At 53.1% G+C, this 20,587-nt stretch carries 14 protein-coding genes; 10 read left to right on the top strand and 4 right to left on the bottom strand.

Features of this window, described 5'->3' with window-relative positions; all coding sequences use genetic code 11:
* Positions 1-31: 31 nt before the first annotated feature.
* From BUB27_RS13600 to BUB27_RS13575, 6 genes are all read left to right on the top strand, one after another.
* On the top strand, positions 32-1,273 hold the full coding sequence (locus tag BUB27_RS13600; protein ID WP_143184410.1) for a 4-hydroxy-3-methylbut-2-enyl diphosphate reductase: 1,242 nt from the start codon (positions 32-34) through the stop codon (positions 1,271-1,273).
* Positions 1,274-1,403: 130 nt separating this feature from the next.
* Entirely contained in the window at positions 1,404-2,438 is a 1,035-nt protein-coding gene (locus BUB27_RS13595; RefSeq protein WP_143184409.1) for an AAA family ATPase, read from the top strand.
* Positions 2,439-2,443: 5 nt separating this feature from the next.
* Positions 2,444-3,340 (top strand): DUF58 domain-containing protein, encoded by an 897-nt coding sequence (locus BUB27_RS13590; RefSeq protein WP_234991757.1) that lies wholly within the window; start codon positions 2,444-2,446, stop codon positions 3,338-3,340.
* A gap of 23 nt (positions 3,341-3,363) precedes the next feature.
* Positions 3,364-5,346: a vWA domain-containing protein gene (locus BUB27_RS13585; protein WP_159434967.1), complete on the top strand. Its 1,983-nt coding sequence runs from the start codon at positions 3,364-3,366 to the stop codon at positions 5,344-5,346.
* Between the two features lie 23 nt (positions 5,347-5,369).
* A complete protein-coding gene (locus BUB27_RS13580) occupies positions 5,370-7,613 on the top strand; it encodes a hypothetical protein (protein WP_143184407.1) in 2,244 nt (747 codons plus the stop codon).
* On the top strand, positions 7,600-8,118 hold the full coding sequence (locus BUB27_RS13575; RefSeq protein WP_143184406.1) for a GNAT family N-acetyltransferase: 519 nt from the start codon (positions 7,600-7,602) through the stop codon (positions 8,116-8,118). Before BUB27_RS13580 ends, BUB27_RS13575 begins: the two co-directional genes overlap by 14 nt.
* An 11-nt stretch (positions 8,119-8,129) precedes the next feature.
* On the opposite strand, the gene BUB27_RS13570 is transcribed toward BUB27_RS13575, so the two are convergent.
* Positions 8,130-8,768, bottom strand: a complete 639-nt coding sequence (locus BUB27_RS13570; protein WP_159434966.1) for a hypothetical protein — start codon at positions 8,766-8,768, stop codon at positions 8,130-8,132.
* Between the two features lie 216 nt (positions 8,769-8,984).
* On the opposite strand from BUB27_RS13570, the gene BUB27_RS13565 reads away from it, so the two are divergent.
* The 3 genes from BUB27_RS13565 to BUB27_RS13555 all read left to right on the top strand — a co-directional run bounded on the left by BUB27_RS13565 (position 8,985) and on the right by BUB27_RS13555 (position 16,734).
* A complete protein-coding gene (locus BUB27_RS13565; RefSeq protein ID WP_143184404.1) occupies positions 8,985-12,533 on the top strand; it encodes a hypothetical protein in 3,549 nt (1,182 codons plus the stop codon).
* Between the two features lie 14 nt (positions 12,534-12,547).
* Complete coding sequence (locus tag BUB27_RS13560; protein WP_143184403.1) at positions 12,548-13,384, top strand: hypothetical protein; 837 nt, start codon at positions 12,548-12,550, stop codon at positions 13,382-13,384.
* A 149-nt stretch (positions 13,385-13,533) separates the two neighbouring features.
* Positions 13,534-16,734 carry an NPCBM/NEW2 domain-containing protein gene (locus tag BUB27_RS13555; protein ID WP_143184402.1) on the top strand — a complete coding sequence of 1,067 codons (3,201 nt, stop codon included), beginning with the start codon at positions 13,534-13,536 and terminating at the stop codon, positions 16,732-16,734.
* Between the two features lie 62 nt (positions 16,735-16,796).
* Here BUB27_RS13555 and arsB read toward each other — a convergent pair whose 3' ends face one another.
* The 3 genes from arsB to sucC all read right to left on the bottom strand — a co-directional run bounded on the left by arsB (position 16,797) and on the right by sucC (position 20,019).
* Complete coding sequence (arsB, locus tag BUB27_RS13550; RefSeq protein ID WP_143184401.1) at positions 16,797-17,816, bottom strand: ACR3 family arsenite efflux transporter; 1,020 nt, start codon at positions 17,814-17,816, stop codon at positions 16,797-16,799.
* A 99-nt stretch (positions 17,817-17,915) separates the two neighbouring features.
* Positions 17,916-18,806 carry a succinate--CoA ligase subunit alpha gene (gene sucD, locus BUB27_RS13545; protein WP_143184400.1) on the bottom strand — a complete coding sequence of 297 codons (891 nt, stop codon included), beginning with the start codon at positions 18,804-18,806 and terminating at the stop codon, positions 17,916-17,918.
* A 28-nt stretch (positions 18,807-18,834) separates the two neighbouring features.
* A complete protein-coding gene (gene sucC, locus BUB27_RS13540; RefSeq protein WP_143184399.1) occupies positions 18,835-20,019 on the bottom strand; it encodes an ADP-forming succinate--CoA ligase subunit beta in 1,185 nt (394 codons plus the stop codon).
* Positions 20,020-20,306: 287 nt separating this feature from the next.
* Between sucC and BUB27_RS13535 the strand changes: the two genes are divergently transcribed.
* On the top strand, positions 20,307-20,585 hold the full coding sequence (locus tag BUB27_RS13535) for a BrnT family toxin (protein WP_143184398.1): 279 nt from the start codon (positions 20,307-20,309) through the stop codon (positions 20,583-20,585).
* Positions 20,586-20,587: the final 2 nt, after the last annotated feature.

The following is a 20,587-nucleotide window of genomic DNA, read 5'->3' as shown; positions in this document are numbered from 1 at the left end:
ACATCCGCGCCATCCTCCCCGCAAGCAAACTATGTCCGATCAATCAGCCAAACCAGCCGCCAAGCCCAAGCGAAAGAGAATCAACGTACGCAGACCTGACGTCATGGAAAAAGTCCAGGCGGAAGTACGCAGACATTATGAGTCCTCCATCGTAGAAAAGATCCGTTCCAATGACGGGGTCTTTACAGTTGGTAATACCACTGTGCGTTTGGCCCAGCAATTCGGCTTCTGCTACGGCGTGGAAAGAGCGATCGATCTAGCCTACGCAGCCCGCAAGGTATTTGCGGACAATAAAATTTTCCTGATTGGTGAAATCATCCACAACCCGGAAGTCAACCGACAGCTCACTGAAATGAACATCGTCTCCCTTCCATGGAAGGAGATGAATGAACAGTACGACGCCCTCACGGAAGACGATGTCGTGATCGTTCCCGCTTTCGGAGCCCCGACTGACTTCATCGATAAGATCGAAGAAAAAGGTGCAGCGATCGTGGATACCACCTGCGGCGACGTCATGAAGGTCTGGCGCCGCGTACGCACCTATGCCAAAGAAGGTTTCACATCCATTATCCACGGCAAGGCTGGTCATGAAGAAACCCGTGCTACTGCCTCCCGCGCCTTGGGTGATGACGGCACTGGCCACTACATCGTGGTCCTGACTCTGGCAGACACCCAATTCCTCTGTGACTACATCCGCGGCAAGGTAAGCTCAGAAGCCCTGATGGAGAGATTCGGTCATGCCGTCTCACCAGGCTTTGATCCAGACAAGCACCTCACTCAAGTGGGTGTGGCGAACCAGACCACCATGCTGAAGAGCGAGACTGAGGAAATTCAACGCATGGTCTACCGTGCCGTGGAAGACCGCGACGGCGACACCAAGAACTTCCAGTTTTTTGACACCATTTGCGGCGCAACCCAAGAAAGACAGGATGCTCTGTTTGAGATGCTTAAGCACCACATGGACGTCCTCCTCGTCGTTGGCGGCTACAACTCCTCCAATACGACCCACCTCGTCGAAATCGGCCAAGAGGAACTCCCCACCTTCTTCATCCGCAACTCGGACTGTATCCAATCTCTCGAACAAATCGTCCACTTCGACCTCGAGCACAAAGCGGAAATCACCTCCGACTATACGAACCTCCTCGATCTGGAAAAGCCGGTTACCATTGGCGTTACCGCAGGAGCTTCTTGCCCGAACAATTTGATCGAAGCCACGGTCATCAGGGCGTTTGAATTACGCGGCATTTCCAAAGAAGAACTCCAAGCGCAATAGTTTGCTAGACTAGATTTACTATCGGCGTAGCATATAGATAGAAAAAATAAGTTATCTTTCTCACCAGAGTTTAGATAAATTACATTTTGTTCTACGCTATTCAGTAAATTTTAAAGCAACTATTAGACGCATGGAAACTGCCACTTCGACTCCGATCACATCAGAAATGACCTCCCTGCCGCCAGACGACGTGGCAGCCATTGATCAACTCGGCCATACATATAGGTCATTCAAGGATGAGATCGCCAAGATCATCATCGGTCAGGAGGAAGTCGTCGAGCAGTTAGCCATTGCTCTGTTTGCCAGAGGTCACGCTCTCCTCATGGGGGTACCAGGTCTCGCCAAGACATTGCTGGTCTCTTCCGTAGCAGAAACGCTGGAGCTTTCCTTCAACCGCATCCAGTTCACACCGGACCTGATGCCTGCGGACATCACAGGTACTGACATCATTCAGGAGACCTCTTCAGGCAAGAGAGAGTTTGAATTCATCAAAGGCCCAGTCTTTGCCAACCTCCTCCTTGCGGATGAAATCAACCGTGCTCCAGCGAAAACTCAGGCCGCGATGCTTGAGGCCATGCAGGAGCGCAAGGTGACCGTGCTAGGCCACTCCTACAAACTGGACGCCCCCTTCTTCGTACTCGCCACCCAGAACCCGGTTGAACAAGAAGGTACCTACCCACTCCCAGAAGCTCAGCTTGACCGATTCATGTTCCTCATTGATGTGGACTACCCAACAGAGGAAGAAGAGCGCCGTATTGCTCGTGAAACCACAGGTGTGGTGAAAGACAAGTTAAGCCCTGTACTAACAGGCGAGCAGGTCATCGAATATCAAGAACTCGTGCGCCGCATCCCTGTACCAGACCACATCTATGACTACGCAGTAGACATCGTACGTAAGACTCGCCCGGGGCTGGATAGCTCTCCGGATTGGGTAAAAGAATACGTAGGCTGGGGCGCAGGCCCTCGTGCGGTACAGTACCTCATCCTCGGCGCCAAGTCCCGCGCAGCTCTCCACGGTTCCTACATGGCACGCCTGGAGGACATCGAGGCTGTCGCCAAGCCCGTTCTTGGCCACCGTGTACTTACGAACTTTGCTGCTGAGTCCCAAGGCATGACAGCTAACAAGGTCGTTGAGAGACTGGTTCAAGAAATGCGCGAAGACTAAGTCTTGTGAAATATTCCTTTCTAGACCCCGAGGTACTAGGCAGGCTGGGCGCCATTCCCCTGGAAAGCCGCCAGCCCATGCTAGGTAATGTCGCCGGTAGGCACCGCTCCCCCAATCGCGGCTCCTCCGTCGAATTTGCCGAGTACCGGAAATATGTCCAAGGTGATGACACCCGCCGTCTGGACTGGAAAGCCTTTGCCCGCTCGGATCGATACTACATCAAGGAGTTCGAGGCCGATACCAACCTGCGGGCCTACATGGTGGTCGATTCATCTGGCTCCATGAACTTCTCGGACAAAGGTGAGCCAAAAATAGAATTTGCTAGAAAGCTGGCAGCCTCACTGGCCTATCTCGCCGTCAACCAGGGAGATGCCGCAGGCCTCTCCTGCTGCGCCGAGAAGCTGCACATTGAGATCCCGCCCAGACGCCGCGCATCTCATCTGCAGAATATCTTCCAGACACTGGAAGACCTGAAGCCGAAGGGTGAAACCGGTCTAGTACAAGGACTGCATGACATTGCGGAAAAAATCTCCCGCCGTGCTCTTGTAGTCATTATCTCCGACCTCTTCTGCGATCCAGAAGAACTCACTGATGCGCTTCAGCACCTGAGATACCGCAAGCACGACATTGCCGTCTTCCACCTAATGGACCCTCAGGAGATCGATTTTGATTTTGAGCGCCCACACCGCTTTGTGGACTTGGAGGACAACACTTCCGTAGTCGCTGAACCCACCTTGATTGCAGACGAATACAGGGAACTGGTTCAGGAATTCCTCGTCGACACCCGTAGACGATGCCACGACGTGAATGCGGACTATCGACTCATCCGCACGACTGACGACTACGAAAACATCATCTCCACTTTCCTTCTCGACCGCCTGCCTAAGAAAGGATCGCGCTAAGAAATCCAAGTAGAATCCATCCCTTGAGCTTTCCATTCCTAACATCCAACGCATTTTTCTTCTGGCTTCTGGCGGTAGCCATTCCGGTGATCATTCACCTGCTTAACAGAAGAAGGCACCGCACCGTGAAGTGGGCGGCCATGTCCTTCCTTCTGAAAGCCACCAGAGAATCCCGCGGCAAAAAGAAACTAAAACACATACTGATTCTAACCTGCCGGGCCTTGGCCATAGCCGCCTTAGTCTTTGCTCTCGCCAGACCGCTGGTAAGCGGACTGCTAGGTTGGGGCGGAGGAAAATTAGACACGGTCATCCTGGTTCTAGACCGCTCCGCCTCCATGGAGCAAGCCTATGACCAGAGCGGCATCAGCAAGCGAGAAAGCATCATCGAGCGCGTCCAGCAGTCCATGAGTGAGCTGGGAAATCCAAAACTCATCCTTATCGACAGTGCCTCAGGACAACCTCAAACCATCGACTCGCCATCGGTCCTCAATGAGATCTCCTTTACCAAGCCAACAGACACCAAGGCGGACATTCCTGCTCTTATTAACACCGCTCTCACCCATATCCTAGAAGGAAAGACTGGCCGCACGGAAATCTGGGTCGCCTCAGACATGCAGAAGAGCAACTGGGATACAGAATCCGGCAGCTGGAACTCTGTTCGCACTGGCTTTGACAACCTTCCCCAAAAGTCATCTCTACGCATTCTCTCTCTCAACAACGAAGGATCTTCCAACGTTGCCGTTAGAATCCACTCAGCTCGCCGTCAGGACAACGAACTCGTCATCGACTTTGAACTCACCCGGGCTGATGACAACCTGAAGACATCTCTACCAGTCACCTTCTCTGTCAACGGCGTACAGAGCTCTGAAACCTATGAGCTCTCCAGCCAGAGCATGCGCGCCATCAAAAGACTGGAACTTGGAAAGAATGCCGGCTCAGGCTATGGCTTTGTCTCCATCCCTGCCGATGAGAATCCACGAGACAACTCCGCCTTCTTTGCCTATGGCGAAAGCTCCCCGACACTTACCGCTGTGGTGGCTGACTCAGCAGAAGCCAGAGACTACCTGAGCATCGCAGCGGCACCTCCTGGCTATGCCAAACAGGAAGTCCAGGCATTCACACCACGCCAGGTTGCAGACATTCCATGGCAAGGCGTTTCCCTGCTTCTCTGGCAGGCCGCCCTCCCGGAAGAAGATGACCAGAAACGCATCTTAGATTTTGTCGATCAAGGAGGAGCCGTGGTCTTCTTCCCGTCAGATGCCGAGTCCAATAACAGCTTCTTGGGCACTCAGTTTGCTGAACTACAAGAGTCACCTCGCAACCAATACTTTATCATCGATTTCTGGGATCAGACCGATGGCCCCCTCCGCAACGGACTGGAAGGCACCAAAATACCGATGGCCAAACTCAGGGCCATCAAGCGCCGCTCCATTACAGGAGAGGCCACATCCTTGGCCAACTGGGATGACAAGGCAACCTTCCTCAGCCGCTCTGTGCATGGCTCTGGCACCGTCATCTTCGTCTCCACCGCTCCTGACTACAGCTGGTCCAATCTAGCTGAAGCTGACTTTATTCTCCCTATCGTGCAGCGCAGCTTGGACAAAGGCAGCGACCGCTTCGATGCCGGCTATACAGCCGAGGTAGGCTCCAAGCGCTCCCTACCCCAAGTCGTCGGTGAAAACAGATCACGTAAAGACAACTACAGCGAATCCAACTCCATCAATGGCAGCTACGAAGCTGGCGTCTGGCAGATGGGCGAGCGCATCATTGCCACCAACCGCCCTGAAAGCGAAGACAACTGGACGATCGCCACCGAAGAAGATCTGAACAGCGCTCTCGAGGACACTCCATACGAACTCTTTGAAGACAGCGGTGGAGAAGACGACTCCTTCGCACAAGAGATCTGGAGAGCCTTCCTTGTGGCCATGCTAGTCTTCCTGATCACCGAAGCATTCCTCTGCCTGAATCCGAAACGTCAACAGCCTAACACAAAGCTAGCTCAATAAGAGCCAACCTCTACATCCTAGCTGTGAATCCTAGTTTCCATATCCAAAACCTGCACTTCACCCCATCCATGCCGATGTTCATCACCGGCATCGTGGCTCTTATCCTTGTTGCCGCTCTGTGCGTGACTGCACTACGCCGTTCATCGCGACCTAAGATAACAGGTTTACTGGAAGGCATCCGTTTCCTAATCACCCTCATCGTCGTTCTCATGCTCTGGGAACCAGAGTGGCGCACTGTCATCCACCCGGAAGACGAACCAAAGATCGCAGTTCTGTGGGACGCCTCCGGCTCTACTAGCACCGAGGATGCTCTGGTTCCAGAGGCCATGGATCCAGACGCACCCGTCATCAGCCGTAAGGAATGGATCGAAAAAGCGCTGGATGAAAAATACTGGAAGCCCCTGGAGGCCGATAACAAAACCACCGTCTTCACCGAATCATTCTCAGCCATTCCTGAAGATGCTGAAGCCGACCAGAAGGCTGTCAGCGGATCCGATCTAAATTCTCCACTAGAAAAAGTCCTGGAGCAGCACGACAACCTGAGAGCTGTCGTCATGATCAGTGATGGTGACTGGAATCTCGGCGCACCACCTGTCAGCGGAGCTCAGAAACTGCTTATTAATAAAGTTCCTCTCTTCACCATACCCGTTGGCAGTCAAAAGCGCCTCCCTGATCTAGATCTGATCAATGTAACGGCACCGACATACGGCATCATCGGTGAGAATGTACAAATCCCCTTTACCGTCCGCTCATCTCTTGACCGAGACGTCAACACAGTCGCCCGTCTGCGTGACACTAAGACTGGTCAGGAACGCACCAAGTCCATCAGAATCCCGGCCGGCAAGGAATATCACGACTCCATCCTCTGGCGCCTGGAGAGTGAGGGATCTTCCACCCTGGAACTCTCCATTCCCTTTGTAGACGGTGAGCTCGTGGCCAAGAACAACATGCGTGAGTTCATCATCAGCGGCAAAAAGGAGAACCTCAAAGTTCTCGTTATTGAATCCACACCACGCTGGGAATACCGCTTCATTCGTAATGCGCTATCCCGCGATCCAGGTGTGGATGTGGACTGCCTCCTCTTCCACCCTCAGCTCGGCAATGGCGATGGACCTGACTACATCCAGCGCTTCCCTGAGAAGTTAGAAGACCTGCAGAAATATGATGTCGTCTTCCTCGGTGACGTGGGTGTTGGCAATGGTCAGCTAACCAAAGAACAAGCAGACCTGCTAAAGGGATTGGTAGAAAACCAGGCTTCTGGCATCGTCTTCATTCCTGGCTCTAACGGCTATCAGGAATCTCTCCTAAAAACTCCTCTGGGAGATCTTATCCCAGTCATCCTGGATAAAGACCGCCCGAAAGGCATTAGCGAAAGTACCGCATCCCCACTGGCGCTCACTGGTGAAGGGCGCGGCTCCCTGCTGACCATGCTCGGCAATAGTGAGGACGAAAACGAACAAATCTGGCGCGATCTCCCAGGCTTCTACTGGTCCGCAGCTGTCCTCAAGGCAAAAGGTGGAGCCGATGTACTGGCCACCCACGCAAACCGCCGCAACCAGTACGGCCGCATCCCGCTTCTCGTCACCAAAACAGCTGGCACAGGTAAAGTGCTTTTCTTAGGACATGACTCCGCCTGGCGCTGGCGCCGTGGTGTGGAGGACCTCTATCACTACCGCTTCTGGGGTCAGGTAGCACGCTGGATGTCTTATCAGCGAAACATGGCCGCGGGCGAACGGGTCCGCCTTTACTACACACCGGACCGCCCGAATCCAGGAGATTACGTCACTCTGAATGCTAACGCCTTCGACCAGTACGGCGCCCCACTCAAAGACGGTTCCGTCTACATCGACATCCAGTCTCCTGACGGCAAAACCAACCGTATCACACTCAATGAGTCCAAAGGCTCCTGGGGTGCGTACAGCGGTCGCTTCCGAGTCACCCTCCCAGGTGAGTGGAAACTCACTGCCGGTATTGCAGGCACCGATGCGAAACCTGTCGTGACCAACCTGATTGCCCAGGGACAAGAACTGGAGAAAACAGGACAGCCTGCACGCCCGGAAGTCCTGGCGGAAATGGCAAAAATTGCCAATGGCCAGATGCTCACCCCGGACCAGATTCCTGAGATCGCCTCCATTATTGATGCCCTTCCACAGCGTACCCCACTGGAGACACGAGTCCCACTCTGGGCTCAACTCACCACGATGATTATCCTCATCGTCCTCATGTCCATCTTCTGGGTCGGCCGCAAACTCAATGGCACCTTCTAAGACAGCTCTTGGAATAAGACCGGCAAGTCTAGCAGACTTACCTAAGGTCATGGAGATCGTCCGGCACACCGTTGTCGGCATGCAAGAGGCTGGAAACGACCAATGGGACAGCAACTACCCTCTGGATGACCGCTTCCTAACAGACATAGAAAATGCAGCACTCTATCTAGCTATTTCCGATTCTGGGAATACTCTGGGCTTTATCACGATCGATGAAGAGCAGGCTGACGAGTACGCCTCCCTGAGCTGGCAATTAGCCAAGCCTTTGGTCATGCACCGTGTCGCAGTCCACCCGGATGCCAAAGGCCAAGGAGTCGCCAGCTTCATGGAGAAGCATGCGGTGTCCATAGCTCGCGCTAAAGCAAAAGACTCGATCAGAGTAGATACTCACTCCACAAACAAGCCGATGCAGTCATTCCTTGAGCAATGTGGCTACAGAAAGATCGGCGAGATGGATTACCACGGCAAAGATAAGCCCTATTTCTGCTACGAAAAACCGCTGTAAAAGACCTCTACTTAGAAAAGCCAGTGCAGGAAGCAGAATAGAGTGAAGCCCACTTGAGTAGCCACTACGGCCACCACACACCACAGCATAATCACCCAGAACAAAGGGTTGAACAACCAGAGTGCAGTGAAGGCATCATCAACAGTGCCTCCGTGATCGGTCACATTGATCGCCACATCCCAGAGCAAGCTTGCGGTCAACTGGAGGCGCCCGAGCCGAGCTAGTAAGCCCGTTTTACCTTCAAGTTTTTCAGCCCGTTCCACGTGACGTTTTTTTAGCTTGCTAGTATCTGACACGGCCTCCTTGAACGAGTTTGGCAAATGAGCCACACAATAGAGCAGGTAGACAAAGGCCCCCATCCCCAGAAGCGGAAGCCCCATAACTAAGCCAGGTAGCAGCAAGAGCCAGCGAGCATCCAAGGCTCCCCAGAAGTACCCCATCACTGCCAAGAAGAGCACCAGGGCCACCGCCAGAGCCAAGACCATCTTGCTCACAACAGCCTGCGCAGCTTTGGCAACACCAGCCACAAGCTTCACCACCGTCGGCACTACCTTTGCCGGCATATTCTTCTTTGCTATCGAAGCATCCATTTTCTGAAGGATGTCAGAATATCTGAAAGTCACAACTCTGAAGAGAAATCCGCTCGGCATGTAAACATATTGTCAAATACCACAGTCCACCTCCTGGCCCTCAGTCAAGCCAGGTTATTGATTTATCAATGATTACGCCACCTCACACGCCTCACAACCATGAGTCTCATGACACAAAATTTATGCACAGAAATCGGAGGTATTGCCATTCCTTAAACATTCTAGACCACCCCCCTCCATGAGAGAGTCTCGCCATCTCAGCAAGCTCTCTTATCCATGAAGATTAGAAACTTAAGCAACGTCTATTCAGACAGAGGTTTCGCCCTCGTATCCTGCATTACCGTCATGGCCCTGCTCCTGATGGTGGTACTCGGCATGATCAACCTGGCGACATCCACTTCACGCATCTCAAAAAATGAAGTTCATGCCGAAACTGCCAAAGCCAATGCTCGACTCGCACTGAGCATCGCTATCGGAGAACTCCAGAAAAGCATGGGACCTGACCAGAGAGTGAGCTTCGAGGCATCTCTGTTAGACAAGACACCTGAAACCTCAACAATTGATGGCGTCAAACAGCCTCACTGGACAGCCACCCAACTGACCACTTGGGATGATTCTGGCACCCCCATCATTTACCGTAACGACATCGGCGAAGCTGACAAAGCCGGTCTACTAGACCGCCGCACACCCGCAATCGAAAAGGATCCTCAGTGGCGCGAAACCCGAATCCAACAATGGCTTGTCAGCCAAGCATCCAATAACACGGTAGATCCCCGAGATTTCGATAGCAAAAGCACCCCTTCTATCGAGCTCGTATCCAGCCGTGTCGGTCCCTCAGGATCTATCCACAACTCAGTAGAAGTCCCCAAAGTCAGCATCCCTTCAAAAAACAACCCAGGGGAAATGGGATGGTGGATTGGCTCTGAAAACATCAAAGCCCATGTCAGCCTGAAGAGCCCTGATCGCAGCGACTTGGAAAAGCTCAACTTAGCAGGAAACGCCAGCTCTGCCATCATGGACCCTTCGGGACGTAGTCGTCTAGCCGATGAGAACTTTAGCAAAACGATCAGCCATGAGCAGTACCAACTAGCACTGGAAAATCCAGACCCCAATCGCGAGAACATCGATTACCGCCAGCTGTTCCACTCAGTCACACCACACAGCCAATCTCTGCTGGTGAACACCTTGAATGGAGGCTTACGCAAAGACCTCTCTGTATTTATTCACGAAGGCGAACAGCCACCACTGACCGCACAGGGCAAGTGGCTATCAGCAGGACTCAGTGAATCAGATAACATGGTAGGACCGGCTAACGAAGAGGTCGCCAAACAGCTGGGCATCAACTGGAGTGACACTAGACATCAAAGCTTGGTACCACGATGGGGGTTACTCAGAAGTTGGAACGAACTATCTTCTAACAAATCATCCTCCCAGAATACAATGAGGCCTCAATGGGCAAAGCGTAAGATCGAAAACGATGATGATCGCGTAAACATCAACCAATACAACTTTGACGACCACTCACAGGTTGAGCTGCGTCCTGTTTTAGTGGAGGGCTCCATGTACTACAACCTCACCTACGGTCCCAAGCAAGGAGCCCCCACACTTAATGTCATGAGGCTGCATATGTATCCTCGAGTCGTTCTGTGGAACCCCTACAATGTCACCTTAAAGGCCACCCCCTATCTGGTTTACTTAAGGCTGCTAGGAAAACAATCGGTCACCGTCTACATGACAGACGGCAGCCGGGAAGACATTGAGTTTCACCTCCCGAAGTTCAACAAGACAATGGATAGCGGAGGAAGCCGCTTCAAGGGCTTCCTCACATTCACACTAGATCCAGTGGAGATTGGTCCTGGAGAGTGTTTGGTCTTCAGCCATGCTAAGGAAGGATCCACAAAGTATGACTTGGAAAATCCGATTGCTAATCACCTCTCAGCCACCAGCTTCCCAGCCTACTCAAACTTCTACATGGATAGGTCCGTTTACAAGAAAGGAACGGGCAGCCTCTACCAAACCACAAAAACCCCTGAACGCTTCAAGTTCAACTTGAGCTACGCGGAGGACTACGCCATGTCACTGAAGGCCTTCCCTAACAATACAGTTCCCAACTCAGCCACTTATCAGGAAATCTCCGGGTCTAGGTACCCGTGGCTACAGGGCGTACAATGCAGCTACAAAGCTGGCGCCTACACAAACACTCATGCTAAATGGAATGATTCTGTCACGCCTGCCGTACAGAGAACGAGCAGCGACGGGCTTTACAAGCCACACTACAAAACACGCGAAGGCTATCGCATGAGATGGTTCCGTGAACATCCATCGAACCTCGCCATCGCCCCGCAGCCTCGCCACTTCCAGTCACCACTGGCAAACTTCAACATTCGCCACAACCTCTTCTGCCGCACACCAAGAGAGAACATGACCTGGACCGAGCCTGAATTCTTCGGGGATTACACCCGTGACCTATGGCACGAAGAGATCGATTGGGATAACCTAGCGCCCATAGCACTGAATGACGGCAAGTGGGGAGGAAACCCCTTTGGGGCGACCCAAGATTGGGCCAATGACCAATACATCCTCTTTGATCTGCCTACTCAACATGAGCCGCTCGTCTCGCTAGCCAGACTCCAGCATCTCCCCGTGTCCATGTACTCATGGCATCCGTGCTACGCGATCGGTAATGCATTTCCTGCCCCAAGAGCTCCACTGACTGGAACCGCTGACCCCTATGAGCCGAAAGCTGGCTGGAACACAGCCACCTATCACAACAGCGCCTACATCACCCAGTTCTTCCTGGATTTCATTCAGCGTGATCCACGAGACCCTAACAAAACATCACAACTTCAAGTCGACCAGCTTCATTACGACTTGAGCTATGAAATCAACCACACGCTTTTTGACGAGTATTTCCTCAGTGGATCGACAAGAAGCCAAAAAAGCCAGTTCGCTAAAGACAACAACTCCCCGCTCGCCAACCACAGGCTTAAGCTCATCAAGCAATCCAAAAACGAATCAACGCTGACCCAAGACCTCTCAGACTTTCACCATGCTGCCTTCCATCTAGCCGTGCAGGGAGGATTCGACATCAATTCGACTGATGTACTTGCCTGGAAAGCCCTCCTATCCTCTAACAAATCAATCAAAGTAAATTCGAAAGACTCCAATGAGGAAGACACCCCCTTCCCAAGAATTCTGAGTTCGGCCGGAGAATCATTCGACAGCAAGCAAGACTCCACCACAAGTAAATCCAGCTGGAAGGGCTACCGATCTCTCAGTGATCAAGAGATTACCCAGTTGGCTGAGTCCATTGTCGTTCAGGTCAAGAAGCGTGGCCCGTTCATCTCCATGGGAGACTTTATCAACCGACGACTCACCGATGATCCAGAACAACGCTACGGCACCATCCAGCAAGCTATCGAAGATTCCCAGCTCAACCAAAGCTTCAACGATTACAAAACAGACCTGAATCCACTCAACGGCAAACCTAACAGCGAACAACTACGTGTTAAGCTAGCACAAGAAAACAAGGCTCCTCACCTAGCCGCAGGCGCTCCTGGTTACCTGATGCAAGCTGACATCCTACAACCCCTGGCTCCCAGTATGAGCTCCAGATCAGACACCTTCCGTATCCGTGCATACGGCAATGCCCTAGACTCCACCGGAAAGGTCGCAGCAGAGGCTTGGTGTGAGGCCATTGTGCAGCGCAGCCCTGAACCACTCACCCCAGATGAAAGTGGCATCAATCCAGCGCAATCGACCAACGACCTAGGCAGAAAGTTCCATATCATTTCCTTCAAATGGCTCCATAAAGACGAAATCTAAAATCAGATCTACTTATGAATTTCACCGTAATCGCACTCACCTCCGTGCTCACGACCTCTGTTAGCTTCGCCCAGGCTACTACGAATCCCAACTCAGCGAAGAAGCCGAATTCCATACGCGTTCTGGCTGTGGGTGAACCACCCATCTCCAAAGTCACTATGCTTTCCAACTCACTGGAAGAACGTGTGGCTCAGGAAATCGAAGTCCCTGCTGAATCCCTGCCCCCCAAAACCCTCTTCATCAGCAAAGCCGAGAAAAAGAACGCGCCACGTACCGGCTCCGAGAAAGAAGAGGAAAGGGCCAAAATCCCCATCTCCCTGGGATGCATGAGCCCGAGCATCACGCTCAAAACCTCTCTTACTGACCTCCAGTTCCGCGAAAGCGAGGAAGAATCCCAGAATTACTTCAAAGCAAGCTTCCCTGTGGGCACCAAGAACGGACTTGTCATTCTCTCCAAACCGCACAGTGACAAAACCTGGAAAAAGCCACGTCTACTTTTCTTGTCTGATGACCTCACTGCCTTTCCTCAAGACAGCGTAAGAATTATCAATTCATCATCCTACACCATGGGCCTCATCATCGGGGACCAGAAGCTGTCCTTCAAGCCCGGCCAAGTCAAAACGCTACCACTGAAGGCAAATTCAACCATCCCTTACCAGGTCGCGATCCAATCCAAAGATGGAGGCTGGGTACGTATCAGAAATACAGCGCTCACGCTGCCTACAGGTCAACGCGTGAACCTGGTACTCTCCAATCGCCCATCGAATCCTCACAAGCCGGCCAAGGTAAATCTATTTGCGGAGACTCCCCCATCCCCGTCTCCAGCCAAAGATCTCCAAGCACGGAACTAATCGGCCATCTTTCAGCATATTTTGCGTTACCCGAGGTCAAATCCCATAGCACAAGCCCTAAAATAACAAAATGACCTCCCTCTGACCAAAGCTAGCCCCTTGCGATTAGGGGCAAGCCTGCCCAGTATAGCTGCGTATTTGTACAAACCATGAAACGCAGCAGTTCACTTTTACTCTCCACTCTCCTCGTAATGGGTGGCGCCGAGGCAGCAACTCCCGGGGCCGTCACGAAAAGCATCGTCGAAAACGGCGGTGCCGAGGTCAAACTGGAGACCCAGAATTCCATCTCCTACAAGGTCGCCTTCTACCGGGACGACGTTTTCCGTATTCTTGCCGCTCCAGGAGGCAAGTTTGAAGACCCGAAGAATGACGCTGACAAAGCTCAGATCTTGCTCCCTGAAATCAAGCAAGACGCCAAAGTCACCGTCAAGGAGACCGACACCCAAATCACTTTCACGACCAGCAAACTAGTCCTCACCCTCAACAAGGCCGACTCCACCTTCTCCCTGAAGAACGCAGCCGGCAAAGAGCTCTGGAAAGAAGTCACTCCTCTCGATATCGAGGAGAAGCTGACCGTCCAGACCCTGGACACCAGCAAGGACGAGTCTTTCTTCGGCGGTGGTCAGCAGAACGGTTACTTCACCCACAAAGGCACCAAGATCGAAATCCGTGCAGACGGAAACTGGAATGAAGGCGGCAAGCCAAACCCGGCTCCCTTCTACATGTCCGACCGCGGCTACGGCGTGCTCCGCAATACTTTCTCCCCTGGTCACTACGACTTCACTGCTGCCGACTCCATCAAACTGGATCACCAGGAGCAGCGCTTCGATGCCTACTACTTCGTGGGCGATGACTTCAAGCGAGTGGTCGACCTCTACACCCAGTTTACTGGTCGTCCAAACTTCGTCCCTATCTGGGCACTGGAGCTCGGTGAGGCAGATGCCTACATGACCCGTGACAAGAAGACCAAGGAACTACTCAAGAATGAGGACGGCACCTACGTGGAAACCACACCTGACTGTATTCCACGCCTCGCCGAGCAGTATCGTAAGCACGACATGCCTGGTGGCTGGATTCTGCCAAACGATGGCTATGGCTGTGGTTATGTGCAGCTTCCAGAGGTGGTACAGCGCCTCAAGGCCCTCGGCTTCTACACAGGCCTCTGGACAGAGAAGGACCTCACACAGACCAAATGGGAAGTTGGCACAGCTGGTGTTCGCGCCCAGAAGCTCGACGTCGCCTGGACTGGCCCAGCCTACCAGTTCTCACTCGACGCTAACAAGAAAGCCTGGACCTCCCTCACCACCAACTCAGAGAGCCGCGGCTTCGTCTGGACCGTACAGGGCTGGGCTGGCACCCAACGCTACTCCATCTGCTGGACTGGCGACCAATACGGATCCTGGGACCTCATTCGTTACCACATCCCTACTCTCATCGGCTCCGGCATGTCTGGCCAGGCATACGCCACCACAGATGTGGACGGCATTTTCGGCGGCAGCCCTGAGACTTACACACGTGACCTGCAGTGGAAGTGCTTCACTCCAGTGCTCTATGCCATGAACGGCTGGTCTAACGTGAACAAGAGCCCATGGTCCTATGAGGAACCCTACCGCTCTATCAACCGAGACTATCTTAAGCTCAAAATGCGTCTCACCCCGTACATGTACAAGTACACCCGTGAGGCTTGGGACACAGGCGCGCCTATCGTTCGCGGCATGCTCTGGGAATTCCCGGAAGACAAGAAGACCTACGACACCAGCACCCAGCACCAATACATGCTCGGTGAGTCCATTCTCGTAGCCCCCGTCTACACCAGCACCAAGATCAACAAAGGCTGGCGCAAGGAAGACATCTACCTGCCGGAAGGCAACTGGGTGGATTACTGGGACGGCCGCCGCGTGACAGGCCCGACCACCATCGACGCCTACCCGGCTCCACTGGAGAAGCTGCCTCTGATCATCAAGGCTGGTGCCATCATCCCGATGTACCCGGAGATGCTCTACAACAACCAGAAGCCAAAGGACCCACTCACCTTCGACATCTATCCACACGGTGAGAGCGAGTTCGAACTCTACGAGGATGACGGCCTCACCAAGGAATACCAGAAGGGTGAATTCGCAAAGCAGCTCATCAAGGTTTCCGCTCCTACTAACGACAAGGCTGGCGACATCACCATCGACCTCGGACCACTCAAGGGCGAGTTCGACGGCAAGCTGGAAAGCCGCGTCTATCAGTTCCAGATCCACTGCGAGGCGAAACCAACTTCCATCACCGTGAACGGAGAACCTCTCCTTGAGCTCACCGAGTCTGGGACATACAGCAACTCACTTGCCAGCTGGTACTATGACAAGGAAGACAAACGTGGCGTCATCCACGCCAGACTTCACCGTCTACCGACCAATGAGAGCGTACTCGTGAAGATCGATGTGGATGAGTCCATTAAGATCGAGCCATCTCCAGCATACCCAGTACCAGAGGTTACTCCAGATATCGACAAGACTCAGATTCTGGCCAAGGCGTCTTCACAGCATAGCAACAGCCCAATCTCCAATGCCTTCGACGGCACAGCAGAGACCATGTGGCACTCTAACTACGGCAAGAAGGATCCAGGCAAATTCCCATACGAGGTCACCATCGACATGGGTGGGCTCTATGCGGTCAATAGCTTCCACTACCTGCCACGTGCAAACGGTGGCAATGGCATGCTGAAAGACTACGAGATCTATGTGAGCCGCTCACCTGAAGACCTCGGCAAGCAAGTAGCCAAGGGATCCTTCACCAAGGAGACAGATCTCCAGAAGGTGAAATTCCCGACCACTTGGGGTGAATACGTCCACCTGAAGATCCTCAACTCACACGGCAACAACCCGCACGCTGCCGCAGCCGAGTTCGACCTCACTCAGGACCTCAACGCCAAGCCATTGGCTGACGAAGTTGCCTACCTCAGTGACCTCAAGCCAAGCTCCAGCAAAGGCAAGTTCAACAACGACAAGTCTATCGGAGGCAAAACACTCAGTGTGAACGAGCAGACCTATAAGAAAGGCATTGGCGCACTCTCCGGCTCCGAGATCGTTTACACGCTCGACGGCAGCTGGGATGTCCTCAAAGGCCACGTGGGCATGGATGACGAAGTCGGCGATGGCGGTTCCGTCATGTTCCGCGTCTATGGCGACGGCAAGCTGATCTTCGAGTCCCCTGAGCAGGACGGCAAAAGCATCAAGCAGCTCATGGAGCTCAACATCAAGGGAGTCAAAGAGCTCAAGCTCGTACTCCTCCCAGTTGATGACGACAACGCCAACGACCACGGTGACTGGGTAGACGCCAAGCTGATCCGCAAGGGCAGCGAATAAGCTACCAGCCAAACACAAATCTCAAGCCCCGTGCAGCTACTAGCTCACGGGGCTTTTTCTTTTTACTCGGCAAACCAATGTCGGGTCTTGTTCGCGAAATGCACCAGAGAAAGCATCACCGGCACCTCAACCAAGACCCCCACGACCGTGGCCAAGGCCGCTCCTGAGTGCAGGCCAAAAAGGGAAATCGCCACGGCCACGGCCAGCTCAAAGAAGTTCGAGGTACTGATCATGCAGGCGGGTGCCGCCACCTTATGCCTGAGCTTCATCCGCTTTGCCACGAAGTACGAAATCGCAAAGATCCCATAGGTCTGAATGAGCAAAGGAATGGCAATCAGCACCACAGTCTCCGGCTGACCCAGGATCGTTTGCGCCTGAAAGCCGAACAGCAGCACCACCGTCCCTAACAACCCAACAATAGACCACGGCTTGATCTGCGACAAAAATTTCTCGATCGCATGATCCGCATGTTTCTTTTCCAGATGCCGCCTCGTCAGCCATCCCGCTACTAGTGGTATCACCACGTACAAAACCACCGAGAGGAACAATGTCTCCCAAGGCACTTCGATATTAGTAATCCCTAACAGCATTCCAGCGATAGGTGCAAAGGCAAATACCATGATCACATCGTTCACTGAGACCTGTACCAGCGTGTAATTCGCATCCCCCTTGGTGAGCTGACTCCACACAAAGACCATCGCCGTACAGGGAGCCACACCTAACAAAATCATGCCCGCGATATACTCAGAAGCCTTATCCGGCTGCACCCAGTCCACAAACAAGACCCTGAAGAACAAAGCCCCGATTGCAGCCATCGTAAACGGCTTGATCAGCCAGTTCATCACCAAGGTGAGCACCAATCCCCGCGGAGCCTTGCCCACATCCTTAATCGCGCGGAAATCCACCTGCACCATCATCGGGTAAATCATGATCCAGATCAGCGCTGCGACCACCAGGTTCACATGCGCCCACTCGACACCAGCAATGACTCCGAAGGCATCCGGGAAGACATTCCCCAATAGCACACCAGCTACAATGCAAAGCCCGACCCACAGCGATAGGTAACGTTCAAAAATTCCCATACCGCCATTCTATAGCACACCGATATAGAACTGGGTCACAAAAAAAGCGTCCTTGCCGTAACAAGGACGCTTTTAAAATGTACTAGGTCTCTGACGAGATTAGAGCATGCTGACGAGAGTCTTGCCCATGTCGGACGGAGTCTCGGAAACAGCGATGCCGCACTCACGGAGGATCGCCTTCTTGGCTTCAGCTGTGTCATCAGCACCGCCAACGATCGCACCAGCGTGGCCCATGCGGCGTCCTGGAGGCGCTGTAGCACCTGCGATGAAACCGGCGATAGGCTTCTTGCAGTTGTCCTTGGCCCAACGTGCAGCCTCAGCTTCAGCATTACCACCGATCTCACCGATCATGATGATTGCTTCTGTCTCTGGGTCCTCGTTGAACATCTTGAGAACGTCGAGGTGGGAAGTACCGTTGATTGGGTCACCACCGATACCAACGCATGTGGACTGACCGTAACCAAGCTGAGTAAGCTGGTAAACTGCCTCGTAAGTAAGTGTACCGGAACGGGAAACCACACCTACGTTACCACGCTTGTGGATGTAACCAGGGGCGATACCGATACGGCAACCACCGTGGGAGTTCTCACCGTGGCCAGGAGTTACGATACCCGGGCAGTTAGGACCGATGAGGCGAGTCTTGGACTCAGCCATTGCAGCCTTCACGCGCATCATGTCAGCCACTGGGATACCCTCAGTGATTGCAATTACGAGATCAAGTTCAGCGTCAACCGCCTCAAGGATCGCGTCAGCAGCGAACGGAGGAGGAACGAAGATTGCGGAAACAGTCGCGCCAGTCTCTTTGGCAGCGTCGGAAACGGTGTCGAAAATAGGAGTCTTCTCGCCGAAAGTCTGACCACCTTTACCAGGAGTCACACCAGCCACGATCTGAGTACCGTAGTCGATGGAAAGCTGTGCGTGCTTACCACCGAAGCCACCAGTGATACCCTGAACGAGTACCTTGGTGTTTTCATCTACTAGAATAGCCATAATAGTTTAAAATGTTATCGGTTAGAAATTAGCCCTTCACAGCTGCGACGATCTTCTCGGCTGCATCGTTGAGGTTGTCTGCGGAAATTACAGCGAGGTCGGAGTTAGCGATCAGCTCCTTACCCTTGGCAACGTTGGTACCTTCAAGGCGAACAACGAGTGGGATAGTGAGCTCGAGCTCAGCTGCGGCAGCGAGGATACCCTCAGCAATGATGTCACACTGCATGATACCACCGAAGATATTCACGAGAATGCCTTCCACGTTAGGGTCGGAAAGGATGATCTTGAATGCTGCGGAAACCTGCTCCTTGGTAGCGCCACCACCTACATCGAGGAAGTTGGCTGGCTCACCACCACAGTGCTTGATGATATCCATGGTAGCCATGGCAAGACCAGCACCGTTCACAAGGCAAGCGATGTTACCGTCGAGACCGATGTAGTTCAGATCGAACTTGGATGCTTCCACTTCACGAGGATCTTCCTCGGTGGTGTCGCGCATTTCCACGATCTCTGGGTGACGGTAGAGTGCGTTATCGTCGAAGCCGAACTTGGCGTCGAGAGCGAGCACATCACCAGCAGGTGTTACAACGAGTGGGTTGATTTCAACCATGTCGCAGTCACACTTGATGAAAAGAGTGAAAAGATTCTTGAGAAGCTTGCCGAACTGCTTGGCCTGGTCTCCGGAGAGCTTGAGTGCAGCAGCGAGCTTGCGGATTTCGAATGGCTGAAGGCCATTGAGCGGGTGGATGAACTGGCGAAGGATCTTCTCTGGAGTCTTCTCAGCAACTTCCTCAATGTCCATGCCACCTTCGGTGGAAGCCACGATCACTGGACGGGCTGTGCCACGGTCCATAAGGATAGCGAGGTAGAGCTCACGCTCGATGTCTACACCCTCAGCAACCATAACCTTGCTTACAAGGCGACCCTCTTCACCAGTCTGGTGGGTAACGAGAACCTGACCAAGCATCTGACCGGCAAGTTCCTGGATTTTCTCTGGAGTGTCTGAAAGGTGTACACCACCTTTGAATCCGTTTTTGAAAGTCCCCTTACCGCGTCCACCTGCGTGAACCTGGGCTTTGACGACTAGGTCGCTTCCGCCAATAGTTTTGGCGGCGGCTCCCGCTTCTTCAGCTGTGCTGGCCACAATACCTTTTGGGCTTGGCACGCCGAACTTCTCGAACAGCTCTTTGGCTTGATACTCGTGAATGTTCATAGATAGACACGCCTTTTTGGCGCAACGCGCAGAAGCTAGGGAGCATCCCCCACAGGGTCAAGGTGAAACCCTGTAGATACTGGGCACATTACAAATTCTTAGACAATTCCTTAAGATTCCCCCTAGCTGGACCCCTGCACGGCCCAGCAGGACCTTGACTTTAGGACTAGGAAATTTAACAAATGTGTAGTTCCTGCTTCACTCTAACGCCAAATCCTACATACTCAGAAAAACCGTGTCCAATCCGCTGGGATATGATTTAGTCACACCAGCAGTTACCCACAATCATGGAACTCGACCTTATTGACGTCTGTATAGACCTGAAGAAATTTAAGCCGCGCGAACTCGAGGAAGTACTCGAGGATCCATTCACCGTGCGCTTTTTGCCGGACAACGAGCGCACTGACGGCGAATCCCGCTACTACATGCTGGGCCGCACCGTAGGAGACCGCTACCTCTTCCTAGCATTCTCAACAGATGGCAAGAAAGCACGCGTGGTCGCCGTTCGCGAGATGACCGAGGGCGAGAAGCGCTTTTATGACCGCCGCTACGCCGAGTACAAATAATC

The organism is Rubritalea squalenifaciens DSM 18772, assembly GCF_900141815.1.
Classification (GTDB): domain Bacteria; phylum Verrucomicrobiota; class Verrucomicrobiia; order Verrucomicrobiales; family Akkermansiaceae; genus Rubritalea; species Rubritalea squalenifaciens.
Note: the sequence above shows the minus strand (reverse complement) of the source record. Positions and strands in the feature narration are given on the sequence as shown.